The 23,617-nt window shown below is 60.2% G+C and carries 20 protein-coding genes and 1 other RNA gene; 11 read left to right on the forward strand and 10 right to left on the reverse strand.

Annotated features, from left to right (window positions below):
* Positions 1 to 279 precede the first annotated feature (279 nt).
* The 7 genes from HB675_RS19610 to smpB all read right to left on the reverse strand — a co-directional run bounded on the left by HB675_RS19610 (position 280) and on the right by smpB (position 8,351).
* Positions 280 to 555, reverse strand: a complete 276-nt coding sequence (locus tag HB675_RS19610) for a hypothetical protein (protein WP_213880584.1) — start codon at positions 553 to 555, stop codon at positions 280 to 282.
* Entirely contained in the window at positions 552 to 1,532 is a 981-nt protein-coding gene (locus tag HB675_RS19615) for an integrase domain-containing protein (protein WP_213880586.1), read from the reverse strand. The genes HB675_RS19610 and HB675_RS19615 overlap by 4 nt, the downstream gene beginning before the upstream one ends.
* Positions 1,533 to 2,486: 954 nt before the next feature.
* Entirely contained in the window at positions 2,487 to 3,743 is a 1,257-nt protein-coding gene (locus tag HB675_RS19620) for an integrase domain-containing protein (protein WP_213880589.1), read from the reverse strand.
* A gap of 187 nt (positions 3,744 to 3,930) precedes the next feature.
* Positions 3,931 to 4,324, reverse strand: a transfer-messenger RNA (tmRNA) gene (gene ssrA, locus HB675_RS19625).
* A 114-nt stretch (positions 4,325 to 4,438) separates the two neighbouring features.
* Positions 4,439 to 4,723, reverse strand: coding sequence for a hypothetical protein (locus HB675_RS19630; protein WP_213880591.1), 285 nt, complete (start codon positions 4,721 to 4,723; stop codon positions 4,439 to 4,441).
* A gap of 204 nt (positions 4,724 to 4,927) precedes the next feature.
* Positions 4,928 to 7,747, reverse strand: coding sequence for an FAD-binding and (Fe-S)-binding domain-containing protein (locus tag HB675_RS19635; RefSeq protein WP_213880593.1), 2,820 nt, complete (start codon positions 7,745 to 7,747; stop codon positions 4,928 to 4,930).
* Positions 7,748 to 7,868: 121 nt separating this feature from the next.
* A complete protein-coding gene (gene smpB / locus HB675_RS19640; protein ID WP_213880595.1) occupies positions 7,869 to 8,351 on the reverse strand; it encodes an SsrA-binding protein SmpB in 483 nt (160 codons plus the stop codon).
* A gap of 152 nt (positions 8,352 to 8,503) precedes the next feature.
* On the opposite strand from smpB, the gene HB675_RS19645 reads away from it, so the two are divergent.
* Positions 8,504 to 8,938, forward strand: a complete 435-nt coding sequence (locus HB675_RS19645) for a type II toxin-antitoxin system RatA family toxin (protein ID WP_213880597.1) — start codon at positions 8,504 to 8,506, stop codon at positions 8,936 to 8,938.
* Complete coding sequence (locus HB675_RS19650) at positions 8,931 to 9,245, forward strand: RnfH family protein (protein WP_213880599.1); 315 nt, start codon at positions 8,931 to 8,933, stop codon at positions 9,243 to 9,245. Before HB675_RS19645 ends, HB675_RS19650 begins: the two co-directional genes overlap by 8 nt.
* A gap of 75 nt (positions 9,246 to 9,320) precedes the next feature.
* Here the strand turns inward: HB675_RS19650 and HB675_RS19655 are convergent, their stop codons facing one another.
* Positions 9,321 to 9,845, reverse strand: coding sequence for an outer membrane protein assembly factor BamE (locus HB675_RS19655; protein ID WP_213880601.1), 525 nt, complete (start codon positions 9,843 to 9,845; stop codon positions 9,321 to 9,323).
* Between the two features lie 98 nt (positions 9,846 to 9,943).
* Here HB675_RS19655 and fur point away from each other — a divergent pair, with 98 nt between their 5' ends.
* The gene (gene fur, locus HB675_RS19660) at positions 9,944 to 10,351 is read left to right on the forward strand and encodes a ferric iron uptake transcriptional regulator (RefSeq protein WP_213880603.1); all 408 of its coding nucleotides are present in this window, start codon (positions 9,944 to 9,946) and stop codon (positions 10,349 to 10,351) included.
* Between the two features lie 78 nt (positions 10,352 to 10,429).
* On the opposite strand, the gene recN is transcribed toward fur, so the two are convergent.
* Positions 10,430 to 12,103, reverse strand: coding sequence for a DNA repair protein RecN (gene recN / locus HB675_RS19665; protein ID WP_213880605.1), 1,674 nt, complete (start codon positions 12,101 to 12,103; stop codon positions 10,430 to 10,432).
* A gap of 219 nt (positions 12,104 to 12,322) precedes the next feature.
* Here recN and grpE point away from each other — a divergent pair, with 219 nt between their 5' ends.
* The 7 genes from grpE to greA all read left to right on the forward strand — a co-directional run bounded on the left by grpE (position 12,323) and on the right by greA (position 22,317).
* A complete protein-coding gene (gene grpE / locus HB675_RS19670) occupies positions 12,323 to 12,886 on the forward strand; it encodes a nucleotide exchange factor GrpE (protein ID WP_213880607.1) in 564 nt (187 codons plus the stop codon).
* A gap of 143 nt (positions 12,887 to 13,029) precedes the next feature.
* Positions 13,030 to 14,949, forward strand: a complete 1,920-nt coding sequence (gene dnaK / locus HB675_RS19675; RefSeq protein WP_213880609.1) for a molecular chaperone DnaK — start codon at positions 13,030 to 13,032, stop codon at positions 14,947 to 14,949.
* Positions 14,950 to 15,141: 192 nt separating this feature from the next.
* Positions 15,142 to 16,278 (forward strand): molecular chaperone DnaJ, encoded by a 1,137-nt coding sequence (dnaJ, locus tag HB675_RS19680; RefSeq protein ID WP_213880611.1) that lies wholly within the window; start codon positions 15,142 to 15,144, stop codon positions 16,276 to 16,278.
* Between the two features lie 12 nt (positions 16,279 to 16,290).
* Positions 16,291 to 17,094: a 4-hydroxy-tetrahydrodipicolinate reductase gene (dapB, locus tag HB675_RS19685; RefSeq protein ID WP_213880613.1), complete on the forward strand. Its 804-nt coding sequence runs from the start codon at positions 16,291 to 16,293 to the stop codon at positions 17,092 to 17,094.
* A gap of 273 nt (positions 17,095 to 17,367) precedes the next feature.
* The gene (gene carA / locus HB675_RS19690) at positions 17,368 to 18,504 is read left to right on the forward strand and encodes a glutamine-hydrolyzing carbamoyl-phosphate synthase small subunit (protein ID WP_213880615.1); all 1,137 of its coding nucleotides are present in this window, start codon (positions 17,368 to 17,370) and stop codon (positions 18,502 to 18,504) included.
* Between the two features lie 118 nt (positions 18,505 to 18,622).
* Positions 18,623 to 21,844 carry a carbamoyl-phosphate synthase large subunit gene (gene carB, locus HB675_RS19695; RefSeq protein WP_213880616.1) on the forward strand — a complete coding sequence of 1,074 codons (3,222 nt, stop codon included), beginning with the start codon at positions 18,623 to 18,625 and terminating at the stop codon, positions 21,842 to 21,844.
* On the forward strand, positions 21,841 to 22,317 hold the full coding sequence (greA, locus tag HB675_RS19700; protein WP_213880617.1) for a transcription elongation factor GreA: 477 nt from the start codon (positions 21,841 to 21,843) through the stop codon (positions 22,315 to 22,317). The genes carB and greA overlap by 4 nt, the downstream gene beginning before the upstream one ends.
* Before the next feature lie 116 nt (positions 22,318 to 22,433).
* On the opposite strand, the gene HB675_RS19705 is transcribed toward greA, so the two are convergent.
* On the reverse strand, positions 22,434 to 22,742 hold the full coding sequence (locus tag HB675_RS19705) for a YhbY family RNA-binding protein (protein WP_213880619.1): 309 nt from the start codon (positions 22,740 to 22,742) through the stop codon (positions 22,434 to 22,436).
* A gap of 98 nt (positions 22,743 to 22,840) precedes the next feature.
* Between HB675_RS19705 and rlmE the strand changes: the two genes are divergently transcribed.
* The gene (rlmE, locus tag HB675_RS19710; RefSeq protein WP_213880621.1) at positions 22,841 to 23,494 is read left to right on the forward strand and encodes a 23S rRNA (uridine(2552)-2'-O)-methyltransferase RlmE; all 654 of its coding nucleotides are present in this window, start codon (positions 22,841 to 22,843) and stop codon (positions 23,492 to 23,494) included.
* Positions 23,495 to 23,617: the final 123 nt, after the last annotated feature.

The raw sequence follows: 23,617 nt of genomic DNA on the forward strand, positions 1-23,617 counted from the left end.
TTGAGTTCGTCACCAGCCATCCCGAGAGTGGTGGCGCTATAAAGGCATAATGCCAGACGAAGCGTGGTGCGTGTATAACCATGTGCCGTCGGTCCAGCGTGACCAGCTTCTGGCCGAGGGCGAGATGTTACGCTTGTATGCGGCGCGACTTGCGCATAATCGGGCTGGCGTTTAAAAGTCATGATTTCCTCAGCACTGAGGAGGTTGCTTATAGGCGCGTTGACGCCATGATTTTCCGAGGCGGTGGCGATTACCGATGGTTAGGAACGGGAGCTCCACTCAACGCTTAAAAACCCATGGCCTTTCCAGGCGTCGTGCGAGCAGTTGGACAGTAAGCAAATAGTAATACTGTGTTGCCTCACTGCGGCCGGTGAGGAAGTGTTCAAGAAACCAAACCAAATGCTTTCGCTGCCAGGCCCAAGGAGTTGATCGCTGCCAGCGTTTTGCGATTTCAGATTGGATGATTCTCGCCTGCCGCAAATGCCGGTGCCGCGTCGCATGCGATCCTGTCAGCACGGTACTCAAGAACAACTCCATATCAAACGCCTTAGTCATACCCTCCCCCCTATGTAGGCAGCAACCACTTCAATCCGTCCATGCCCCAGCTCATCGCTGATCTGCATGCGAGCCTCAAGATCTAGGCGCCGGTCTATGGCGTAGCACTGACCACCATTTACAGGCGCACGGTGATGTGTGATCTGTTCATAGCGCTCACATGCAAACGCCGCCCGCAGTTCGTGAAAGCCTTTGAGGTCGTGTGCTTTCAGGACCTCTCTCGCTGGCCGTGCTATTTCCTGCAGAATGTCCAGATAGCTCTCGTTTGGAGCAATCAGGTTGCGGCTATCCGTGGGGGATACTTGCAATGCAAATCTAAGTGCACCACGAATATGGTCATCCACCTTAATCCAGCGGGGGGCAGATGCACCGGCGCGGCCGCCTTTGGTGCCATCCTGAATATTGATTTTGCCGTAGAGCGCGGCTTCACGGCTCAGCCGTGGCAGGTCAGCCAGGATGGCCTCGCGCAAACGCATCCCCGTGGCTCGCGTCAACTGAACTATCGCTGCTACTCGCATCTGATCACGACTACAAAGCGTCTCGACGATCTGCTGTACCTGTTCGCGGTCTTGGCCTTGCGGCGCCGATTGACGTACACCGGTGCGCTGCATATCCAAGGCCTTGCTCGGACTTGGCAATTTTACATATTGATCACCGCGAAGGGCTGCCATGGTTCGGTTAACGCTGGATAGCCGGTTTTGTGCAGTGCTGATTGCTAGGTCGCTGTGCTCAACCAGGCCGCGAAGGTATGCGGCATAGTTCGACAACACCTCGCGGTCAATCTGCCGCGCATCGTTGACCCCGGGTCCCGCTTCAGACCGGCACCACTTCACGAATGCCCGCCACCGATCGCTGTGCGCCTTGACCGTGCCGTAATGGCCACCACCGAACATATCTTTCAGCGCCTGCTGACCCGCATAGCTCAACTGCCTGCCGTAACCGAAATTGCGGCCATCGCGTCTACCTACCAATGCCATGTCAGTCACCTCATCATCCGATCTCCAACCCTCGCCCCACGTCATCCCGCCAAGAATGCTGAGTGTTATCAGGGATCAAGGCCCCTGCGACCTGTGGGGATGTCCTCTAACGCGGGACTGGCGGCTCCTTACGACCAGGAGCAAGGGCATCTCATGATCTGGCCTCCTGAGCACCGTTACCGGTGGGCGGGTGGAGGCTGCATTGGCTAACGAGACCAGTGCCGCGAGATCCTGAGCCAGGTGCAAGCAGCAATGCGATGACCGGGGCATGCCTGACTGTCAGTCAGGTGCAGTCCATTCCTTGGTCTGCGGCACCATCATCTACATCGCTGTTGCTGGTGACATCGGCGTTTGTCACGCCGATTGTCACGAGGGGGAATGCCGCAAAGCCATGTGCGATCAGGGCTGCAGCAGTGGTGGAAGTGCCCGTCTCTTTCCAGAAGAAAGAGACGGGCACAGGTTGGCGCAAGATTCGGCCAAGCGGATAGGTTGCTGCAGGGCAGCGAAGTAGGAAGTGTCGTCTGGCGCACGAGGGCCATGATCTGAAGTAGGCATCCATCACCGGGGAGGTGACCGGGCGAGCTGCCGGACGCGAATCGCCATTTGGGGGGAGAACCACCGCAGGAGCGGCGTGGCCTTCAAGGTTCGGACCACCTGGGTTGCTGTCATCGACAGCGGTTGCACGGCCAGTTCTACGCCTGTGGAAAAATCTGGTCAAGGTTCGAAATTCAGCGCCACTTTGGACTTCAAGAGCAGTTATCCACCGGTGGAATTCCGTGGTAAATCCTGGACAACGTCGTGGCTTTTAGCTCTTCAAAGTAAGGTCCATCCAAACAGGGCGGCTTTGCAGCCCTGTTTGGATGGACCCGCGCTGACAAGCGGATAAACGAGGCTGCTTTCCCTGATTCCTGAGCGCTCAGTTGCTGTCGCCACCGTTACCGCGCCTGTACAGCGCTAGCGGATCGGCACCACGTTCCTGTCTCTGGCTTGGCCATATGCTGAGGCGAGCAGGCTGCCGGTGGCGGCCTTTTGGATGTACTCGCTCCACCAGGCCATCATCGGGCGTCGGCGCTCAATGTAGTCGGCTCGGTTGTAGGCGCTCCGCACCTCATCCTTGTCGACATGCGCCAGTGCAACCTCAATCAGCTCCGGGTCCCAGCCATGCTCATTTAAGATGGTGCTGGCCATCGAGCGCATGCCGTGGCTGACCAACCGATCCTGGAACCCCATGCGCTTCAACGCCATGTTGGCGGTTTGGCTATTGGCGTGGGTACGTGGATTTCTGTCTGCCGGGAATACGAATTCGCGATGGCCGCTGTGAGTTTTCAGTGACTCCAACAGAGCGACAGCGTGATCACTCAACGGAATGCTGTGAGGGCGGCGCTTTTTCATCCGCTCCGGTGGGATAGTCCAGACACGCCTTTCAAAGTCGATGTCTGCCCAGCGAGTAGTCGCCGCCTCGGCGGGGCGAGTCATCGTGTGCAACTGCCATTCGATGAGGCAACGGGTTGTGCGTTTGATGCTGGCGTTAGCGATCTCCAGCATGAGCTCGGGGAGCTCTTCGGGCGGTAGCGCTGCCATGTTTTCTTTCTTGGGCTTTTTGAACACCGCCCTTATACCGGTGAGAGGGTTTGCGAAGATCAGGCCGGAGTTGACGCCGTAGGTCATGATCTCGTTTAGCCGTTGGCTAAGACGTTTGACAGTCTCCAGGCTGCCTTTCGCTTCGATTGGACGAAGCAATGCGATCACCATCGGCGCCGTGATTTTCGTGAGTGGTGTCGTCTTCAAATCGGGGAACACGTGCAGCGTGAGCGACCGCCAAATGTCCTCGGCGTAGGCAGGGGTGACCGAGTCCTTCTTGAGTTCGAACCAAGCGGTGGCCACGTTCTCGAAGGTGTGTTCCGTTTCTGCGCGCTTGGCTTCATTCAGCGTATTACGCTGCACCTTCGGATCGATGCCCTGGGCGAGCAGCTCCCGCGCATCGACTGCCATCTTTCGTGCGTTCGCCAACGACAGTTCGGGGTAGGTCCCGAAGCCGATGTTGATGCGCTTTTTGGTCACTGGTTCGCGGTAGTTAAAATTCCACAGCAACGAGCCGTTGCTGCGTACGCGGAGCTGCAAACCGTCACCGTCTGTGAGGACGTAATCCTTGGACGCCGGTTTGACTCCCTTGAGCTGTCGATCGGAGAGGCGGAGGTTTTGAGCAGGCATGAGATTGTCCTCAGGCACTAATTCGGTATTCCAAAGATTAGCACCGGACGGACTGGAATACCGTCTGGAATACCCGAATGGCTGGAACTCAAAAACTCTCAAAAGACCGAAAAAGCGCTGGATGCCTCGTATTTACTGGATTCCAGGCACAAAAAAAGACGTCCGTGGACGTCTTTAGATGATGAAGTGGTGGAGCCGGGGGGATTTGAACCCCCGTCCGCCAGTACTCTGCTGTCGGTTCTACATGCTTAGCCGTGTCTATTAAGTTAACCCTCGGCCGCCCGACGGGCAGGGTGCTTCAGGCGAGTTGTGTAAGTTTTAGGCGCTTCGTCCACAACGTACTAGGCGACGATTCTGTTCTATATGACAATCGCTTCGGGTTTACAGACATCCCCTAACGATTGCTGGAGCCGAAGCTACCAGAAAGGACTTGCTAACACCGCTTACGCGGCGAGAGCGTAGCCCTCGTAATTGTCATCATTGGCAATTATAGAGTTTTGCAACAGTGGATTTACGAGTTCTGTTACCAACTCGGCATGCCCCTAGAGTTTCGTTACCGGCGTCGAATCCTAATCGGCCCCGCTTGCAGCTCTTGCCTTTCTGCCTGAGCAGTCAGGTCGCGCAGTGTACCCCAAGGGGGCCGCGCTAGCAAACCGGCCAGCTTGGGCTGGCCGAGGTGCCGGATTTGCGGGGTGTTACTTGGCGCCGTCGCTGCTGGAGCCGGTGTTTTTCAGGCTGTTGATGGCCTGGGTGGTGATCTCGATGCATTTCTTGTCGTCGCCGGCCTTGTGAGCTTTCATGGCCTGGTTTTCGGTTTTCTTGATGCCCTTCAGCTGTTCGGTGCTGAGGTTGGTGTTGCTCGACGTGTGGGCGTCTTTGAGGGTCTGCAGGTTGGCGCCGCAGAGGTCTTCGGCTGCGAAGACAGGGGATGCCAGCAGGGCGGCGGTGATGAACAGACCAGAAATCAGGGTGCGCTTCATGGGTATCTCCTCGAACTAGATGGCCCGGAATCCGCCAGAGAGGCATACCTTCCGAGGTGGTTAAGAGCCCTTTTGTTCAGGGCCTAAATACACGGACTCTAACGATTCTCAGGGGTTCTATTTTTTCTTTGATACGGGCAAAGAAAACTCGATTTCGTCACCAAAAGCGCTCAAATGCACCAAAGAAGGGCGCAAATCTGCGGTTTAGAGCCCTTTGTGCACGTTGGCGGTGGTGACTCTGTCCACCAGGTAAACCAGGCTGTGGTAGTCGATATCACTGTGTTGTGACAAACCGATTTCACAGGTTCGGCTGGTGCTGATGCCTTCCTGGCAGCCGTGTACCGCGCTTTTCAGGGTCTTTAGGGCGCTGGCGTTGAGTTCGGGGGTGGTGAAGCCTTTGTCGCCCGCGAAGCCGCAGCAGTGGATGCCTTCTGGTATGACCACGTTTGAGCTGCAACGTCTCGCCAGGTCGATCAGGGCCTCGCTTTCGCCCAGGTGTTGGGTGCTGCAGGCGACGTGTACGGCGACAGGGGCGGATTGGGGGGTGAAGGTCAGGCGGTCGAGCAGGTGGGTGCGGATGAAGCGCACGGGGTCGTGGATGCCCAGGCGGGTGTCGTTGAGGTTGTCGAGCAGGCGCAGGGTGCAGGGGCTGGTGTCGCAGTAGATGGGGTCGCGGCCGCCGCGGCTGGCGGTGAGCAGGGTGTCGAGCAGGGTTTGGCGTTTGCGTTCGGCTTGCTCGGGGTAGCCTTTGGAGGCGAAGGGTTGGCCGCAGCAGAGGCTGTCCAGGTGGTCTGGGAGGATGACCTGGTAGCCGGCCTTTTCCAGCAATTGACGGGTTTTGGCGGGCAGGGACATTTGTTCAAGGTCGCTGGCGGCCGGGCCCATGGTGCGGGCGACGCAGGCGGGGAAGTAGACGACGCGGGGGCGTTCGTCGTTGCGCGGTGCCGGGATGCGCAGGGCTTGCTCCGGTTGGGGTACGGCGGCGGTCCACTGCAGGGCTTTGCCTTGGGTGAGGCGGGTGAGGCGTTGGGACAGTGCGCTGAGCCGGGGCGCGCCGATGAGCATGCGTGCGCCGTTGGCGGCGTGGAGGGTGAAGCGCAGGCCTTGCAGGGCGGTGCTGAAGTGGTCGGCGAGCCAATGGGCAGCGCGGGGGTGGGTGGCGTTTTGGGCGCGGAGTTTTTTGATCAGCTCGCCGGTGTTGATCCCCACTGGGCAGCGTTGTGCGCAGAGGCCGGTGGCGGCGCAGGTGTCGATGCCCTGGTACTGGAAGTTTCGGCGCAGGGTGTCGGTGTTTTCGCCGGCGCGCTCACGGGCCTGGATGTCGCGCCAGAGGACGATGCGTTGGCGTGGGGTAAGGGTGAGGCTGCGGGACGGGCAGACCGGTTCACAGAAGCCGCACTCGATGCATGTGTCGATGATTTCGTCGGCGGCGGGCAAGGGTTTGAGGTGTTTGAGGTGGATGTGCGGGTCGCGGCTGAGGACGACGTCCGGGTTCAGGATTGCGTTTGGGTCGAGCAGGCGTTTGATCTGCCACATCAGCGCGTAGGCGTCGCGGCCCCATTCCAGTTCGACGAAGGGCGCCATGTTGCGGCCGGTGCCGTGTTCAGCCTTCAGTGAGCCGCCGAATTCCACGGCGACCAGTTGCGCGACGTCGTCCATGAAGGCTCGGTAGCGCTGGATTTCTTCGGGTGTGCTGAAGCCTTGGGTGAAGACGAAGTGCAGGTTGCCTTCCAGGGCGTGGCCAAACAGGACCGCTTCGTCATAGCGGTGTTTGTCGAACAGCGCGATGAGGCGGCGCACGCCGGCGGCCAGTTGCTCCACCGGGAAGGTGACGTCTTCGATGATGACGGTTGTGCCGGTCTGACGGATCGCGCCGACGGCAGGGAAAATGTCTTTGCGGATGGCCCAGAGGCGCGTGTTTTCCTCGGGGGCTTCGGTGAAGTCGATGCGTTGGAGGACGGCGAAGCGGGTCAGTGCCGCCATGATGTCGCTGACCTGTGCTTTCAAGGCGGGCTGCGAGCTGGCGCGGGCTTCGATGAGCAGGGCACAGGCTTCGACGGGCAAGGTGGCGACGAAGGTCGGCATGCCGGGTTTGTGCTCCACCGCGCGCAGGCTTCGGCGGTCGAGCAGTTCGACGGCGGACACGGGCTGTTGCTTGAGGGCGGTGACGGCGTTGCAGCAGGTTTCGATGTCGGCGAACACCAGCAGGGCAGTGGCTTTGTGCGGGTGGTCGATGACGGTGTCGTAGGTGACCGCGCTGATGAAGCCGAGGGTGCCTTCGGAGCCGACCATGAGGTGGGTGAGGATCTGCAGCGGGTCGTCGTGGTCGATCAGGGCGTTGAGGGACAGGCCGGTGGTGTTCTTGAGTCGGTATTTGTGGCGGATGCGTTGGGCCAGTGGGAGGTTGGCGCGGGTCGCTTCGCCGAGGCGTTTCAGTTCGTCGAGCAGGGCGCCGTGGCTCTGGCGAAAGGCTGTGATGCTGACGGCATCTTCGGTATCGAGGCCGGTGCCGTAAGCGAGGATCAGGCGCATGCCGGCGAGGGTATGGTAGCTGTTTTGCGCGGTGCCACAGCACATGCCGCTGGCGTTGTTGGCGACAATGCCGCCGATCTTGCAGGCGTTGATCGAGGCGGGGTCGGGGCCGATCTTGCGGCCGTAGGGGACTAGCCAACTGTTGGCGTGGGCGCCGATCACGCCGGGTTGCAGGCGGATCTGCCGGCCTTGGTCGCGCACTTCGCGGCCGTTCCAGTGCTCGCCGAGGACGATCAACACCGAATCACTGATGGCCTGGCCGCTGAGGCTGGTGCCGGCGGCGCGGAAGGTCACGGGCACGCGTTCGCGCTGAGCGAGTTGGAGGATGCCGATGACCTCGGCTTCGGATTCCACGCGCACGATCAATTGAGGGATGAGGCGATAAAAGCTCGCGTCGGTGCCGAAGGCCAGGGTCTGGGGCGGGTCGTCGAAGCGGCGGTCGGGCGGGATCAGTTGCGCGATGGACTGGAGGAACGCGGGCGGCAGGGTCATCGGTTTTCCAGGGTGAGGAAAATCAGATTATTCGGCCGTGGAGACGCAGGCCGGTACCTGCTCGAGGGTAGGTTCAGCTTCGGTGGGTGTCAAACGAGGGGCTGCAGGCAGCCCCGCTCGTTTAGTCTTCTTTACCCTTGCTGCGGACAGCGCGTTGCAGCTCGCGGTTGGAATCGCGTTCGCGCTCGGTGTCGCGCTTGTCGTATTCCTTCTTGCCTTTGCCCAGGGCGATTTCGCACTTGATCAAGTGCTTGCTCCAGTACAGCGACAAAGCGACACAGGCGTAGCCTTTCTGTTGCACGTTGGTGAACAGCTTTTCCAGCTCGCGCTTGTTCAGCAGCAGTTTGCGGGTGCGCACCGGGTCGGCGATGACGTGGGTACTGGCCGTGGTCAAGGGTGCGATGTGGCTGCCCAGCAGCCAGGCTTCGCCATCCTTGAGCAGGACGTAACTGTCGATCAGCTGAGCCTTGCCGGCACGCAGACTTTTTACTTCCCAGCCGGACAGGACCAGACCGGCTTCGAAACGGTGTTCGATGAAGTAATCGTGTCGCGCTTTCTTGTTCTGCGCGATGGTCCCTGTGGGGTGTTTCTTCTGTTTGGCCATAGGGGCGGCATTATAGGGAAGCGGCGGCTTGTCGGCTATGGGCATCCTGCGTGCTTGAGACACTGAGTTGAATCCCGGACAATGCGGCAACTTTTTTGATCACCCGGGCCTGCCTGCTGTCGACACAAGGCAATGGCCCTCAGGGGAAGAACATGACCACACACATTCAACGCTCGGCCTTGTTGCCGTATCCCGCACAGGCTCTGTATGACCTGGTCAACGATGTGGCCCGGTACCCGGAGTTCCTGCCGTGGTGCTCGGCCTCGACCGTGCTGGATGCCACGGATGTCTCGATGCGGGCCAAAGTCGAGGTGGCCAAGGGTGGCCTCAGCCAGCATTTCGTGACGAAAAACCAGCTGGTGCCGGGGCAGTCCATCGAGATGAACCTTGAGGAAGGTCCGTTCAGCCAGCTGCATGGGCTGTGGGTGTTCAAGGCGCTGGGTGAGAAGGCCTGCAAGATCAGCCTCGACCTGTCGTTTGACTATGCCGGGCCGGTGGTTCGGGCGACGTTGGGGCCGCTGTTCAATCAGGCGGCGAATCAGTTGGTCGATGCCTTCTGTCAGCGTGCCAAGCAACTCCATGGCTGAGCCGATTGCGATCGAGGTGGTGTACGCCACGCCCGAGCAGCAGGGTTTGATTCGCCTGGACGTGCCGGCTGGCAGCAGTCTGTCAGCCGTGCTGCAATTGGACTTGGTCCAGCAGCAGTGGCCGCAGCTCGACCTGGGCCAAATGCCGGTGGGGATCTTTGGCAAGGTGGTTGCCGACCCGAACAAACACGTGATGCAGGCCGGTGAGCGGATCGAGATCTACCGACCGTTGTTGGCGGATCCGAAAGAGGTGCGTCGTTTGCGCGCAGCCAAGGCAGCACGCGATCGGGCGGCCTCGGGTGGCTGAAGGTTTTTTCACGCAGTCAATTGCGCCCATAAAAAAGCCCGAACATGTCGGGCTTTTTTGTGGGCGCTGTCCGGCTTATTGCGGACCGGGTTCCAGCGGCGGCACGGTCGGGACCGGTATGGTTTTCACACCGTCGACGTCTTTCTGGATTTGGTCGAGCAGCGAACCTGGCTTGGCCGGGGCGTCCGGTTTTGGCGTGTCGCCCTGCTGAACCGGGGCTGCGGTGCTGTCGGCAGGCTTGCCGAGCAAGGCCTGGTCGCGGCTCACGCCTGGCATGAAATCACCTGACAGGCTCGCAAGCTGATCATTCTCGTTGAAGAAGATGCTCATGCTTTCTTGCTGCCGTTCACCACCGCCCGGCTGCAGGGTGTACATGTAATCCCAGCGGTTAGGGTGAAAGGTGTCGACGATCAGGGGGTTGCCCATGATAAACCGTACTTGCCGGCGGGTCATTCCTGGCCGTAACTGGTCTATCATGTCCTGCGTCACGACATTGCCCTGTTGGATGTCGATTTTGTAAACCCCGGGGAATGAACAACCGGCGAGTGCGAGCAGTCCCACGAAGGTGAGGCTGGTTAGCAAGTGCTTGGTGTTTTGCATCGGTGGGCGACTTCCACTATCTTGGCTGGGACAAACTAAACCCCGATCATACCCGCATTAAGAGAAGCTGCGAAGCAGCATCGGCGAGAAAGCTGACCATGGTTGAAAATAGCGAATTACGTAAAGCGGGCCTCAAGGTTACCCTGCCGCGAGTGAAGATTCTGCAGATGCTGGACTCTGCAGAGCAGCGTCACATGAGCGCCGAGGACGTTTACAAGGCACTGATGGAAGCCGGTGAGGATGTGGGCTTGGCCACGGTTTACCGTGTACTGACTCAGTTCGAGGCCGCCGGGTTGGTGGTGCGCCACAACTTCGACGGTGGCCATGCGGTGTTTGAATTGGCCGACGGCGGCCACCATGACCATATGGTCAACGTGGATTCCGGCGAGGTCATCGAGTTCTTCGATGCCGAGATCGAGCGCCGTCAGAAAGAAATCGTGATCGAGCATGGCTTTGAACTGGTCGATCACAATCTGGTGTTGTATGTGCGTCAGAAGAAGAGCTGAGTTACACATCTGCTCATAAAAAAGGCGGCCCTTGGGTCGCCTTTTTTTGTGGTTTTTTTGTAGGGGGGGGCGGCGGTATCAACCCTTGGCCGTTACCACCATCTTCTTCGCATGGGCCAGGGATTCCTTGGTCAGATCAATACCGCCCAACATCCGCGCCACTTCTTCCACTCGCTCGCTTTTGCTCAGGCTCGACACCGCCGTACGGGTCTCGTCGCTGCCGCGGACCTTGTGCACGAACAAGTGGTGATGACCTTGGGCGGCCACCTGGGGCAAGTGGGTCACAGTGAGGACCTGGCCCCGCTCGCCGAGGCGACGCAGCAGTTGGCCGACGATTTCGGCCGTCGGGCCGCCGATGCCCACGTCGACTTCGTCGAACACCAGGGTCGGGACCCGTGAGGTCTGGGCGGTGATCACCTGGATCGCCAGGCTGATGCGCGACAGTTCGCCACCGGAGGCCACCTTGGCCAGTGGCTTGAGCGGCTGGCCCGGGTTGGCGCTGACCAGCAGTTCGACCTGTTCCAGGCCATAAGGCTGCAGGTCGTCCTGGCTGTTGAGACGCAGTTCGATAGTGAAGCGCCCGCCCGGCATGCCCAGGCGCTGGATCTCCTGTTGCACGGCCTCGGCCAGTTGCGCGGCAGCGTGGGTGCGCAGGCCGCTGAGTTCGACGGCCTTTTTCTGATAATGGCGGGCATAGGCCGCCAGCTCTTCGCCCAGTTGCTCGACGGATTCGTCGCTGGCGTTCAGGCCTTCGATCTCGTCCATCAGCTTTTGCTGGAGCACCGGCAGTTCGCTGGGGTGCACGCGGTGTTTGCGGGCCAGGGTGTAAATAGTGTCCAGGCGTTCTTCGAGCTGCTGCAGGCGCGCAGGGTCGGCGTCGAAGTTATCGAGGAAACGGTTGAGTTCGCCCACGGCTTCTTCCACCTGGATCTGCGCACTGGCGATCAGATTGGTGGCTTCGCCCAGAGCGTGGGGGGCGTTGTTGACCGCGCCCAGGCGGTTGAGGCTGGTAGTCAGGGCGCTGAGCACGTTGCCGGAATCGCTTTCGCTGCAGTGCTCGATGACCTGGCGGCAGATGCCGAACAGGGCTTCGGCATTGGTCAGGTTCTTGTGCTCCTGCTCCAGATGCTCCAGCTCGTTTTCGCCCAGTCCGAGGTTGTCGAGTTCTTCCAGTTGGTAGCTCAAGAGTTGATGGCGGGCCCGTTGCTCGTCGCCGGAGTTGGACAGGCGGTCGAGCTCGGAGCGCGTCTGACGCCATTTCTGCGCGGCCAGGTGTACTTGCCGGGCGAGATCCGTGGCGCCGGCGTATTCGTCAAGCAGGCGGCGATGGGTATCGGTCTTGAGCAGCGACTGGTGCTCGTGTTGGCTGTGGATATCGATCAGCAGCTCGCCCAGGGCCTTGAGGTCGGCCAGCGGGCAGGGCGTGCCATTGATATAACCGCGCGAACGCCCCTCGGCGGTGATCACCCGGCGCAGGATGCACGGGCCGTCGTTGGCCAGGTCGCGCTCGGCCAGCCACACCCCGGCCTCGGGAATGTCGCCCAGGTCGAAGGTGGCGAGGATATCCGCCTTGTCGGCGCCAGGCCGCACCACGCCACTGTCGGCGCGGTCGCCGAGGGTCAGGCCCAGGGCGTCGAGCATGATCGACTTGCCGGCGCCGGTCTCGCCGGTGATCACGCTCATGCCACGCTCGAGTTCGAGGTCGAGGTGTTCAACGATGGCGTAGTTGTGTACGGACAGGTGCACCAGCATAGAGGCGGCTCCCAGGCTTGAGGTCTGGTTATTTATACAGTGTTTTTCGTGGGGCTGACAATGCCTCTCATCGGGTCCTTTATCTGGGGCGCAATAATTTAATTGCATCAACGGATTAACAGTGGCCCTGAATCGATTTGCCCTTGAACCTCGGATTCGCGACCCCATATACCCGGCACAAGCGCGAGTCGGGCTCGCGGAAGATTGAAGGAGAAACCTATGGCTGACGAACAGAAGCTGGACGAACAGAACACCGAAGCGACCGCTGGCGAGGCCGGTGGCGAAGAGCTTGGCGCACGTGTGCAGTTGCTCGAAGAGCAGTTGGCTGGCGCGCAGGATCAGGCCTTGCGAGTGGCTGCCGACCTGCAGAACGTCCGTCGCCGTGCCGAGCAGGATGTCGAGAAGGCGCACAAATTTGCCCTGGAAAAATTCGCAGGCGACCTGCTGCCGATCGTCGATAGCCTGGAGCGCGGTCTGGAGTTGTCGAACCCCGACGACGAAAGCATCCGTCCGATGCGCGAAGGCATCGAGCTGACCCTGAAGATGTTCAACGACACCCTCAAGCGCTATAACCTCGAGGCGCTGGACCCCCATGGCGAACCGTTCAACGCCGAGCATCACCAGGCGATGGCCATGCAGGAAAGCGCTGACGTCGAACCCAACAGCGTGTTGAAAGTGTTCCAGAAAGGCTATTCGCTCAACGGCCGCCTGTTGCGTCCAGCCATGGTCGTGGTCAGCAAGGCGCCGGCGCCGTCCTCGCCGTCGATCAATGAAACAGCCTGAGCAAAAAATGTGTCGCGGGCTTGAAATCGACCCTCAGGCCCCCATTTAGATGTCAAGCGTTTAAGTGCTACCGCAGTTAGCCACCACTGCTGCGGCATCCAAATTCAGTATTTAGAAACACACCAGTTTCGGGAGAGTCAACAATGGGCAAGATTATCGGCATCGACCTGGGGACCACCAACTCCTGCGTCTCGATCCTTGAAAACGGCAACGTCAAAGTCATTGAAAACGCAGAAGGTGCTCGCACCACCCCGTCGATCATCGCCTACGCCAACGACGGCGAGATCCTCGTCGGTCAGTCGGCCAAGCGCCAGGCAGTCACCAACCCGCACAACACCCTGTACGCGGTAAAGCGTCTGATCGGCCGGCGTTTCGACGAAGAAGTCGTGCAGAAAGACATCCAGATGGTCCCTTACAAGATCGTCAAGGCTGACAACAGCGACGCGTGGGTCGAAGTCAACGGTCAGAAAATGTCGCCGCCACAGATCTCGGCTGAAATCTTGAAAAAGATGAAGAAAACCGCCGAAGACTACTTGGGTGAAGCGGTTACCGAAGCGGTCATCACCGTACCGGCCTACTTCAACGACAGCCAACGTCAAGCGACTAAAGACGCCGGTCGTATCGCCGGTCTGGACGTAAAACGCATCATCAACGAACCGACCGCTGCGGCACTGGCGTACGGCATGGACAAGGCCAAGGGCGACCACACTGTCATCGTTTATGACCTGGGTGGCGGTACCTTCGACGTTTCGGTCATCGAAATCGCCGAAGTCGATGGCGAGCACCAATTCGAAGTGTTGGCCACCAACGGCGACACCTTCCTGGGTGGCGAGGACTTCGACATCCGCCTGATCGACTACCTCGTCGACGAGTTCAAGAAAGAAAGCGGCATGAACCTCAAAGGTGACCCGCTGGCGATGCAGCGCCTGAAAGAAGCTGCTGAAAAAGCCAAGATCGAGCTGTCCTCGAGCCTGCAGACCGACGTCAACCTGCCGTACATCACTGCAGACGCAACCGGTCCGAAGCACTTGAACGTGAAGATCTCCCGCGCCAAGCTGGAATCGCTGGTGGAAGATCTGGTCAAGCGTACCATCGAGCCTTGCCGCATCGCGCTGAAAGACTCGGGTATCGACGTTGGCGCCATCAACGACGTGATCCTGGTCGGTGGCCAGACCCGTATGCCGCTGGTGCAAAAAGCGGTGACTGACTTCTTCGGCAAAGAAGCCCGTAAAGACGTCAACCCGGACGAAGCCGTTGCCATGGGTGCTGCCATTCAGGGCGCCGTGCTGGCCGGTGATGTCAAAGACGTGCTGCTGCTGGACGTCAGCCCGCTGACCCTGGGTATCGAAACCATGGGCGGCGTGATGACCGCGCTGATCGAGAAAAACACCACGATTCCGACCAAGAAATCGCAAGTGTTCTCGACCGCCGACGACAACCAGGGCGCCGTGACCATCCACGTACTGCAGGGCGAGCGCAAGCAAGCCACGCAGAACAAGTCGCTGGGCAAGTTCGATCTGGCCGAGATTCCACCGGCGCCACGCGGCGTGCCGCAAATCGAAGTGACCTTCGACATCGACGCCAACGGCATTCTGCACGTCGGCGCGAAAGACAAGGCGACCGGCAAGACTCAGTCCATCGTGATCAAGGCCAACTCCGGTCTGTCCGAGGAAGAGATTCAGCAGATGATTCGTGACGCTGAAACCAACGCCGACGAAGACCGCAAGTTCGAAGAGCTGGCCGCTGCCCGTAATCAGGGTGATGCACTGGTGCACTCGACGCGCAAAATGGTCGCTGACGCCGGTGACAAAGTCACTGCTGAAGAGAAGACTGCGGTCGAAGCGGCCGTGGTTGCCCTGGAAGCCGCTGTCAAAGGCGACGACAAGGCTGCCATCGACGCCAAGGTCGAAGAGCTGTCGAAGGTTTCCGCGCCAGTGGCACAGAAGCTGTACGCCGATCAGGCCCAACAGCCTGAAGGCGCAGCGGCTCAGCAGGCTGAAGAGCCGGCCAAGCACGACGACGTCGTGGATGCCGAGTTTGAAGAAGTCAAAGACCACAAGTAATCACGGCTTGTTGGTCGGCCGGCTAACCCTGTTCGGGGTGTGACTGGTAGGATGTCGCCGCGCGGGAGCCTAGCTCCCGCGTTGGCGTATCTGGAATACACGAATTTTTTGTTACAACAGGCCCCGGTGGCGTGTTGGTAGTACGGCCTCTGGCGCCCAGGCGTGCTGGCTCCCTGAAGAGTACGAAGACATATGGCAAAGCGTGACTATTACGAAGTGTTGGGGGTGGAGCGCAGCTCCAGCGAAGCGGACCTGAAGAAGGCCTACCGCCGTCTCGCGATGAAGTATCACCCGGACCGTAACCCTGATGACAAAGCGTCTGAAGAGAAATTCAAGGAGGCCAACGAGGCCTATGAAGTGCTCTCCGATGCCAGCAAGCGGGCGGCATTCGATCAGTACGGCCACGCCGGCGTCGACCCAAGCATGGGCGGCGGCGGTGGTTTTGGCGGCGCGGCCGGCGGTGCCAACTTCTCCGACATCTTCGGTGACGTTTTCAGCGATTTCTTCGGTGGCGGCCAGGGTCGTGGCGGCCGTGGCGGCGCACAGCGCGGCAGCGATCTGCGTTACACCCTGGAACTGAACCTGGAAGAGGCGGTGCGCGGGACCACGGTCAGCATCCGGGTGCCGACCCTGGTCAACTGCAAACCTTGCGATGGCAGTGGCGCGAAGAAAGGCTCGGCGCCAGTGACGTGCCCGACTTGCGGCGGTATCGGTCAGGTGCGCATGCAGCAAGGCTTCTTCTCGGTGCAGCAGACCTGCCCGCGTTGCCATGGCCAGGGCAAGATCATTTCCGATCCGTGCGATTCCTGCCACGGCGAAGGCCGTGTCGAAGAGTTCAAGACGCTGTCGGTCAAGGTGCCAGCGGGCGTCGACACCGGCGACCGCATTCGCTTGTCGGGCGAAGGCGAGGCGGGCACCCAGGGTGGCCCGACTGGCGATCTGTATGTGGTGATCAACGTTCGTGACCACGACATTTTCCAGCGCGACGGCAAACACCTGTACTGCGATGTGCCGATCAGCTTCACCGATGCGGCGCTGGGGGGCGAATTGGAAGTGCCTACGCTGGATGGCCGCGTCAAGCTGCGTATCCCCGAGGGCACCCAGACCGGCAAGCAGTTCCGTCTGCGCGGTAAGGGCGTGGCGCCGGTGCGCGGTGGTGGTGCGGGCGACCTGCTATGTCGTGTGGCCGTGGAAACCCCGGTCAATCTGGGCAAGCGTCAGCGCGAATTGCTTGAAGAGTTGCGTGCGACCCTGGAAGGCGACAGCTCTCATTCGCCGAAGGCCACCGGTTGGTTCGACGGTGTGAAGCGCTTCTTTGGCGATTTGTAAAAAGGATCGAGCATGCGACGTATAGCTGTAATGGGCGCCGCCGGGCGCATGGGCAAGGCGCTGATCGAGGCCGTGCATCTGGCGCCGGGCGCAGGCTTGACCGCCGCTGTACATCGGGCTGAAAGCAGCCTGGTGGGCGCCGATGCCGGCGAGCTGGCGGGCCTGGGTCGTATCGGGGTCCCGCTGTCGGGTGATCTGGATCGGGTGGTCGATGAGTTCGACGTGCTGATCGACTTCACGCATCCGTCGGTGACCCTGAAAAACCTCGCGTTCTGCCGCAAGCACGGCAAGGCGATGATCATTGGCACCACCGGCTTTACCGACGATGAGAAGTTGCGTCTGTTGGAAGCTGGCAAGGATATACCCATCGTTTTCGCTGCCAACTTCAGCGTCGGCGTCAACCTGTGCCTGAAATTGCTCGATACGGCGGCGCGGGTGTTGGGTGACGATGCCGATATCGAAATTCTCGAAGCCCATCACCGGCACAAGGTCGATGCGCCGTCGGGTACCGCGTTGCGCATGGGCGAGGTGGTGGCCAAGGCCTTGGGGCGTGACCTCAAGGAGGTCGCCGTCTACGGCCGTGAAGGCCAGACCGGTGCGCGTCAGCGCGAGACCATCGGTTTTGCCACGGTGCGAGGTGGTGACGTGGTGGGCGATCACACCGTCTTGTTTGCAGCGGAAGGCGAGCGAGTGGAGATCACCCACAAGGCGTCCAGCCGCATGACCTTTGCCAAGGGTGCCGTTCGTGCGGCGCTGTGGCTGGATGGGCGCGAGCCTGGGCTGTATGACATGCAGGATGTGCTGGACCTGCATTGATCGATTTTGTGGGGAGGCCTGCTGCCTCCCCCTACATTCATGGCGAAACCTGAAAGGCCCTGCAATAGGGCATTTTGCCCCACCTTGTCGCATCCCTCGCTCAAATCGCCCCATTACCGGTAGACCAAAAAAGGCTTTTTCTGTAAGCTACAGCTTTAGTGTGTCCACTAAAAGCGCGCAGAGTATTCGATAAGAAGCGGGGTGACGGTCTACGTCATTCCGCTTTTTTACAACCTGCGATCGCCCTTTCAGGTTTATTTACCGGAGGTCTTCTTGACTACGCCAGCCATACTCGCCCTTGCCGACGGCAGCATTTTCCGCGGTGAGGCCATCGGAGCCGACGGTCAAACCGTTGGTGAGGTGGTGTTCAACACTGCAATGACCGGCTATCAGGAAATCCTCACCGATCCTTCCTACGCCCAGCAGATCGTCACGCTGACGTACCCGCACATCGGCAACACCGGCACCACCCCTGAAGACGCTGAATCCAGCCGTGTATGGTCGGCTGGCCTGGTCATCCGTGACCTGCCGCTGGTGGCCAGCAACTGGCGCAACACGATGTCGCTGTCCGACTACCTGAAGGCCAACAACGTTGTCGCCATCGCCGGTATCGACACCCGCCGCCTGACCCGGATCCTCCGTGAGAAAGGCGCGCAGAACGGCTGCATCATGGCCGGCGACAATATTTCCGAAGAAGCTGCCATCGCCGCTGCCCGTGCGTTCCCGGGCCTGAACGGCATGGACCTGGCCAAGGAAGTCAGCTGCACGGAAACCTATCAGTGGCGCTCCACGGTCTGGGACCTGAAAACCGACAGCCACGCCGAGCTGGCCGAAGCGGATCTGCCGCATCACGTCGTCGCGTTCGACTACGGCGTCAAACTGAACATCCTGCGCATGCTGGTCGAGCGCGGCTGCCGCGTCACCGTGGTGCCGGCCCAAACCCCCGCTGCCGACGTTCTGGCCCTCAAGCCGGACGGCGTGTTCCTGTCCAACGGCCCGGGTGATCCGGCGCCTTGCGACTACGCTATCAAGGCGATTCAGGAAGTGCTCAAAACCGACATCCCGGTCTTCGGCATCTGCCTGGGTCACCAGCTGCTGGCCCTGGCCGCCGGCGCCAAGACCATCAAGATGGGTCACGGACACCACGGCGCCAACCACCCGGTCCAGGACCTGGACACGGGCGTGGTGATGATCACCAGCCAGAACCACGGTTTCGCGGTGGACGAAGCGACCTTGCCGAGCAATGTGCGCGCCATCCACAAATCGCTGTTCGACGGCACCCTGCAAGGCATCGAGCTGACGGACCGGGACGCTTTCAGCTTCCAGGGTCACCCTGAAGCCAGCCCGGGCCCGAACGACGTGGCACCGCTGTTCGACCGTTTCATCAATTCGATGGCCAAGCGCCGCTGATTGATCGCTCTGATTGTAATGCGCGCTGGCGCAGGCCCCGGAACTCCGGAGACAGCCTCCCAGCGCCGCCTGTGAACGTTCAGCGGCTAGCCCGTTGACCTGCGGATTCGAGACAAACATGCCAAAACGTACAGACATTAAAAGTATCCTGATTCTTGGTGCCGGCCCCATCGTCATCGGCCAGGCCTGCGAATTCGACTACTCCGGCGCCCAGGCCTGCAAAGCCCTGCGCGAAGAGGGTTACCGCGTCATTCTGGTCAACTCCAATCCGGCGACCATCATGACCGACCCGGCCATGGCCGACGCCACCTACATCGAGCCGATCAAGTGGCAGACCGTTGCCAAGATCATCGAGAAAGAGCGCCCCGATGCGCTGCTGCCGACCATGGGCGGACAGACCGCTCTGAACTGCGCCCTGGACCTGGAACGCGAAGGCGTACTCGAGAAGTTCGGCGTGGAAATGATCGGCGCCAACGCCGACACCATCGACAAGGCCGAAGACCGTTCACGCTTCGACAAGGCCATGAAGTCCATCGGTCTGGCTTGCCCGCGCTCGGGTATCGCCCACAACATGGAAGAGGCCAATGCGGTGCTGGAGAAGCTCGGCTTCCCGTGCATCATCCGTCCGTCCTTCACCATGGGCGGCACCGGCGGCGGCATCGCCTACAACCGTGAAGAGTTCGAAGAAATCTGTGCCCGTGGTCTGGATCTGTCGCCGACCAAGGAACTGCTGATCGACGAATCGCTGATCGGTTGGAAAGAGTACGAGATGGAAGTGGTCCGCGACAAAAAGGACAACTGCATCATCGTCTGCTCCATCGAGAACTTCGACCCGATGGGCGTGCACACCGGCGACTCCATCACGGTGGCTCCGGCCCAGACCCTGACCGACAAGGAATACCAGATCCTGCGTAACGCCTCCCTGGCGGTGCTGCGCGAGATCGGCGTCGAGACCGGCGGTTCCAACGTCCAGTTCGGCATCTGCCCGGACACTGGCCGCATGGTCGTGATCGAGATGAACCCGCGTGTTTCTCGTTCTTCGGCCCTGGCGTCCAAGGCCACCGGTTTCCCGATCGCCAAGGTCGCCGCCAAGCTGGCCGTGGGTTACACCTTGGACGAGCTGTCCAACGACATCACCGGTGGCAAGACCCCGGCGTCGTTCGAGCCATCCATCGACTACGTCGTGACCAAGCTGCCGCGCTTTGCCTTCGAGAAATTCCCCAAGGCCGACGCGCGCCTGACCACGCAAATGAAGTCGGTGGGTGAAGTCATGGCCATCGGCCGGACTTTCCAGGAATCCCTGCAAAAAGCCCTGCGCGGCCTGGAAGTGGGCGTTTCGGGTCTGGACCCTAAAGTCGACCCGAGCAACCCCGACTTTCACAGCATCCTCAAACGCGAGCTGACCGTGCCGGGCGCCGAGCGTATCTGGTATGTGGCCGATGCGATGCGCGCTGGCATGACCGTCGACCAGATCTTCAAGCTGACCATGATCGACCGCTGGTTCCTGGTGCAGATGGAAGACCTGATCAAGGACGAAGAGAAGGTCAAGACCCTGGGTCTGGCCGATATCGACAAGGACTTGATGTTCCGCCTCAAGCGCAAGGGCTTCTCCGACCAGCGTCTGGCCAAGCTGCTGGGCATTACCGACAAGAACCTGCGTCGTCATCGTCACAAGCTCGAAGTGTTTCCGGTGTACAAGCGCGTCGACACCTGCGCCGCCGAGTTTGCCACCGACACGGCCTACCTGTACTCCACCTACGAGGAGGAGTGTGAGGCCAACCCGTCGACTCGCGACAAGATCATGATTCTGGGTGGCGGCCCCAACCGTATCGGCCAGGGCATCGAGTTCGACTACTGCTGCGTGCACGCGGCATTGGCCCTGCGCGAAGACGGTTACGAGACCATCATGGTCAACTGCAACCCGGAAACTGTCTCCACTGACTACGACACCTCCGACCGCCTGTACTTCGAGCCGTTGACCCTGGAAGACGTGCTGGAAGTGGTGCGCGTCGAGAAGCCCAAAGGCGTGATCGTCCAGTACGGCGGCCAGACCCCGCTGAAGCTGGCGCGCGCGCTGGAAGAAGCCGGCGTGCCGATCATCGGCACCAGCCCGGACTCCATCGACCGGGCCGAAGACCGTGAGCGCTTCCAGCAGATGGTCGAGCGCCTGAACCTGCTGCAGCCACCAAACGCTACTGTTCGCAGCGAAGAAGAAGCCATCCGCGCCGCCGGCAAGATCGGTTACCCGCTGGTGGTTCGTCCGTCCTACGTGCTGGGCGGCCGCGCCATGGAGATCGTCTACGAACTGGATGAGCTCAAGCGTTATCTGCGTGAAGCGGTGCAGGTGTCCAACGACAGCCCGGTGCTGCTCGACCACTTCCTCAACTGCGCCATCGAAATGGACGTGGATGCGGTGTGCGACGGGACCGACGTGGTCATCGGCGCGATCATGCAGCACATCGAACAGGCCGGTGTTCACTCCGGTGACTCCGCCTGTTCGCTGCCACCGTACTCGCTGCCGGCTCACGTGCAGGACGAAGTGCGCGAGCAGGTCAAGAAGATGGCCCTGGAACTGGGTGTCATCGGCTTGATGAACGTGCAGCTGGCCCTGCAGGGCGACAAGATCTACGTGATCGAAGTCAACCCACGTGCCTCGCGTACCGTGCCATTCGTGTCCAAGTGCATCGGTGTTTCCCTGGCGATGATCGCCGCCCGCGTCATGGCTGGCAAAACCTTGAAGGAAATTGGCTTCACCAAGGAGATCATCCCGAACTTCTACAGCGTAAAAGAAGCGGTATTTCCGTTCGCCAAGTTCCCCGGTGTCGACCCGATCCTTGGCCCGGAGATGAAGTCCACCGGTGAAGTCATGGGCGTGGGCGATACCTTCGGCGAAGCTTTCGCCAAGGCTCAGATGGGCGCCAGCGAAGTGTTGCCGACTGGCGGTACTGCATTCATCAGCGTGCGCGACGACGACAAGCCCTTGGTGGCCGGCGTTGCACGCGACCTGATCTCCCTTGGCTTCGAAGTGGTAGCCACCGCTGGCACCGCGCGTATCATCGAAGAGGCGGGCCTGAAGGTGCGTCGCGTGAACAAAGTGACCGAAGGCCGTCCGCACGTGGTCGACATGATCAAGAATGACGAAGTCACGCTGATCATCAACACCACCGAAGGCCGTCAGTCGATTGCCGATTCCTATTCCATCCGTCGCAACGCCCTGCAGCACAAGATTTACTGCACCACGACCATTGCTGCGGGCGAGGCGATCTGCGAAGCGCTGAAATTCGGTCCGGAAAAGACCGTGCGTCGCTTGCAGGATCTACATGCAGGGCTTAAAGCATGATCAAGTACCCCATGACTGTTCAGGGCGCGCGCGCCCTGGAAGAGGAGCTGCATCACCTGACCAAGGTGATACGTCCCAAGCTGAGCCAGGACATCGGCACCGCGCGCGAGCTCGGTGACCTCAAGGAAAACGCCGAATACCATGCTGCCCGTGAGCAGCAAGGTATGGTCGAAGCGCGGATCCGCGACATCGAAGGCCGCATGCAGAATGCCGTGGTCATCGATGTGTCGACCATCCCGCACACCGGCAAGGTGATTTTCGGCACGACGGTGGAGATCGCCAACGTCGAGACTGACGAGCGCGTGAAGTATCAGATCGTCGGGGAAGACGAAGCCGACATCAAGCGGGGCAAGCTGTCGGTGGGGTCGCCCATCGCCCGTGCCTTGATCGCCAAGGAAGAGGGTGATGTGGTGGTGGTGAAGACGCCGAGCGGCGTGATCGAGTATGAAATCGTCGAGGTTGCGCACGTCTGAGTGCGTGATCAGGCAGGCTTGTCACCCTTGTGGGAGCAAGTCTTGCCTGCGATGGCGTCCGGAAGGCCCTCATCGCAGGCAAGCCTTGCTTCCATAGGGGTGGCGTTACACAGCCATCAATGGAACCGATGCACGTTCGACAATTGCTTGTTGACCTGCGGGTTCTTGCGATAGATCAGCGCCATTTTGCCGATGACCTGGACCAGGTCGGCACGGCCGGCCTTGCACAGCCCGGCAATGGATTCCAGGCGTGCTTCGCGATCAAGGATGTTGAGCTTGATCTTGATCAGCTCATGATCGCCCAAAGCGCGTTCCAGTTCGGCCAGAACGCCTTCGGTCAAACCATTATCTGCCACAGTCAAGACTGGTTTCAGATGGTGGCCAATGGATTTGTATTGTTTCTTCTGCTCCTGAGTGAGCGGCATAATCTGACCCTTTGTCTGATCTGTAAAAAGCGGCGGCCAGTTTACCCGAGCGCCCGAGAGTCCGCCCAGTTAATCACGACCGTTATTCGAGGTGCCCTGTGGCCCGCTCCAAGACCAGCCTTAACTGGCTCAAAGAACACTTCAACGATCCTTACGTCAAACTGGCGCAAAAGGACGGCTACCGCTCGCGCGCCAGCTACAAGCTGCTGGAGATCCAGGAGAAGGACAAACTCATCCGTCCGGGGATGACCGTGATCGACCTGGGCGCAGCGCCAGGCGGCTGGTCGCAGGTCACCAGCCGGCTGATCGGCGGCCAGGGTCGCCTGATCGCCTCCGACATCCTGGAAATGGACAGCATCGAGGACGTCACCTTCATTCAGGGTGACTTCACCGAGGCGGCCGTACTGGCCCAGATCCTGGAGGCGGTCGGGAATTCGCCGGTAGACCTTGTGATTTCCGACATGGCCCCCAATATGAGTGGATTGGCAGCCGTCGATATGCCTCGCGCCATGTTCTTGTGTGAATTGGCGCTGGATTTGGCAGGAAGGGTCTTGAGCCCCGGTGGCGACTTCCTTATCAAAGTGTTTCAGGGCGAAGGTTTCGACGTTTATCACAAGACCGTTCGGCAGATGTTCGACAAGGTGCAGATGCGCAAACCCTCGTCGTCGCGCGACCGCTCCCGTGAGCAGTACTTGCTGGCCCGCGGTTTCAAGGGTTTGCAGATGCCAAGCGAGAACTCCCTAGGTGGGTGATAGCTTTTTTCAAATGGCTGAGCCTGCCGAACCTGTTCGATGATTTTGTAGTCTATCGTCACAAAGGGTTACAGACGTTGACTGCAAGGCCATGGGATATGGTGTAAGTTAAGCCGGTGAAAA

The sequence above is a fragment of the Pseudomonas sp. dw_358 genome (assembly GCF_018449655.1).
GTDB lineage: Bacteria > Pseudomonadota > Gammaproteobacteria > Pseudomonadales > Pseudomonadaceae > Aquipseudomonas.

Excerpts from the sequence above, each read along its gene's own strand:
- HB675_RS19610 (WP_213880584.1), bottom strand. The coding sequence starts at position 555 with ATGACTAAGGCGTTTGATATGGAGTTGTTCTTGAGTACCGTGCTGACA.
- HB675_RS19615 (WP_213880586.1), bottom strand. The coding sequence starts at position 1,532 with ATGGCATTGGTAGGTAGACGCGATGGCCGCAATTTCGGTTACGGCAGG.
- HB675_RS19620 (WP_213880589.1), bottom strand. The coding sequence starts at position 3,743 with ATGCCTGCTCAAAACCTCCGCCTCTCCGATCGACAGCTCAAGGGAGTC.
- HB675_RS19630 (WP_213880591.1), bottom strand. The coding sequence starts at position 4,723 with ATGAAGCGCACCCTGATTTCTGGTCTGTTCATCACCGCCGCCCTGCTG.
- HB675_RS19635 (WP_213880593.1), bottom strand. The coding sequence starts at position 7,747 with ATGACCCTGCCGCCCGCGTTCCTCCAGTCCATCGCGCAACTGATCCCG.
- smpB (WP_213880595.1), bottom strand. The coding sequence starts at position 8,351 with ATGGCCAAACAGAAGAAACACCCCACAGGGACCATCGCGCAGAACAAG.
- HB675_RS19645 (WP_213880597.1), top strand. The coding sequence starts at position 8,504 with ATGACCACACACATTCAACGCTCGGCCTTGTTGCCGTATCCCGCACAG.
- HB675_RS19650 (WP_213880599.1), top strand. The coding sequence starts at position 8,931 with ATGGCTGAGCCGATTGCGATCGAGGTGGTGTACGCCACGCCCGAGCAG.
- HB675_RS19655 (WP_213880601.1), bottom strand. The coding sequence starts at position 9,845 with ATGCAAAACACCAAGCACTTGCTAACCAGCCTCACCTTCGTGGGACTG.
- fur (WP_213880603.1), top strand. The coding sequence starts at position 9,944 with ATGGTTGAAAATAGCGAATTACGTAAAGCGGGCCTCAAGGTTACCCTG.
- recN (WP_213880605.1), bottom strand. The coding sequence starts at position 12,103 with ATGCTGGTGCACCTGTCCGTACACAACTACGCCATCGTTGAACACCTC.
- grpE (WP_213880607.1), top strand. The coding sequence starts at position 12,323 with ATGGCTGACGAACAGAAGCTGGACGAACAGAACACCGAAGCGACCGCT.
- dnaK (WP_213880609.1), top strand. The coding sequence starts at position 13,030 with ATGGGCAAGATTATCGGCATCGACCTGGGGACCACCAACTCCTGCGTC.
- dnaJ (WP_213880611.1), top strand. The coding sequence starts at position 15,142 with ATGGCAAAGCGTGACTATTACGAAGTGTTGGGGGTGGAGCGCAGCTCC.
- dapB (WP_213880613.1), top strand. The coding sequence starts at position 16,291 with ATGCGACGTATAGCTGTAATGGGCGCCGCCGGGCGCATGGGCAAGGCG.
- carB (WP_213880616.1), top strand. The coding sequence starts at position 18,623 with ATGCCAAAACGTACAGACATTAAAAGTATCCTGATTCTTGGTGCCGGC.
- greA (WP_213880617.1), top strand. The coding sequence starts at position 21,841 with ATGATCAAGTACCCCATGACTGTTCAGGGCGCGCGCGCCCTGGAAGAG.
- HB675_RS19705 (WP_213880619.1), bottom strand. The coding sequence starts at position 22,742 with ATGCCGCTCACTCAGGAGCAGAAGAAACAATACAAATCCATTGGCCAC.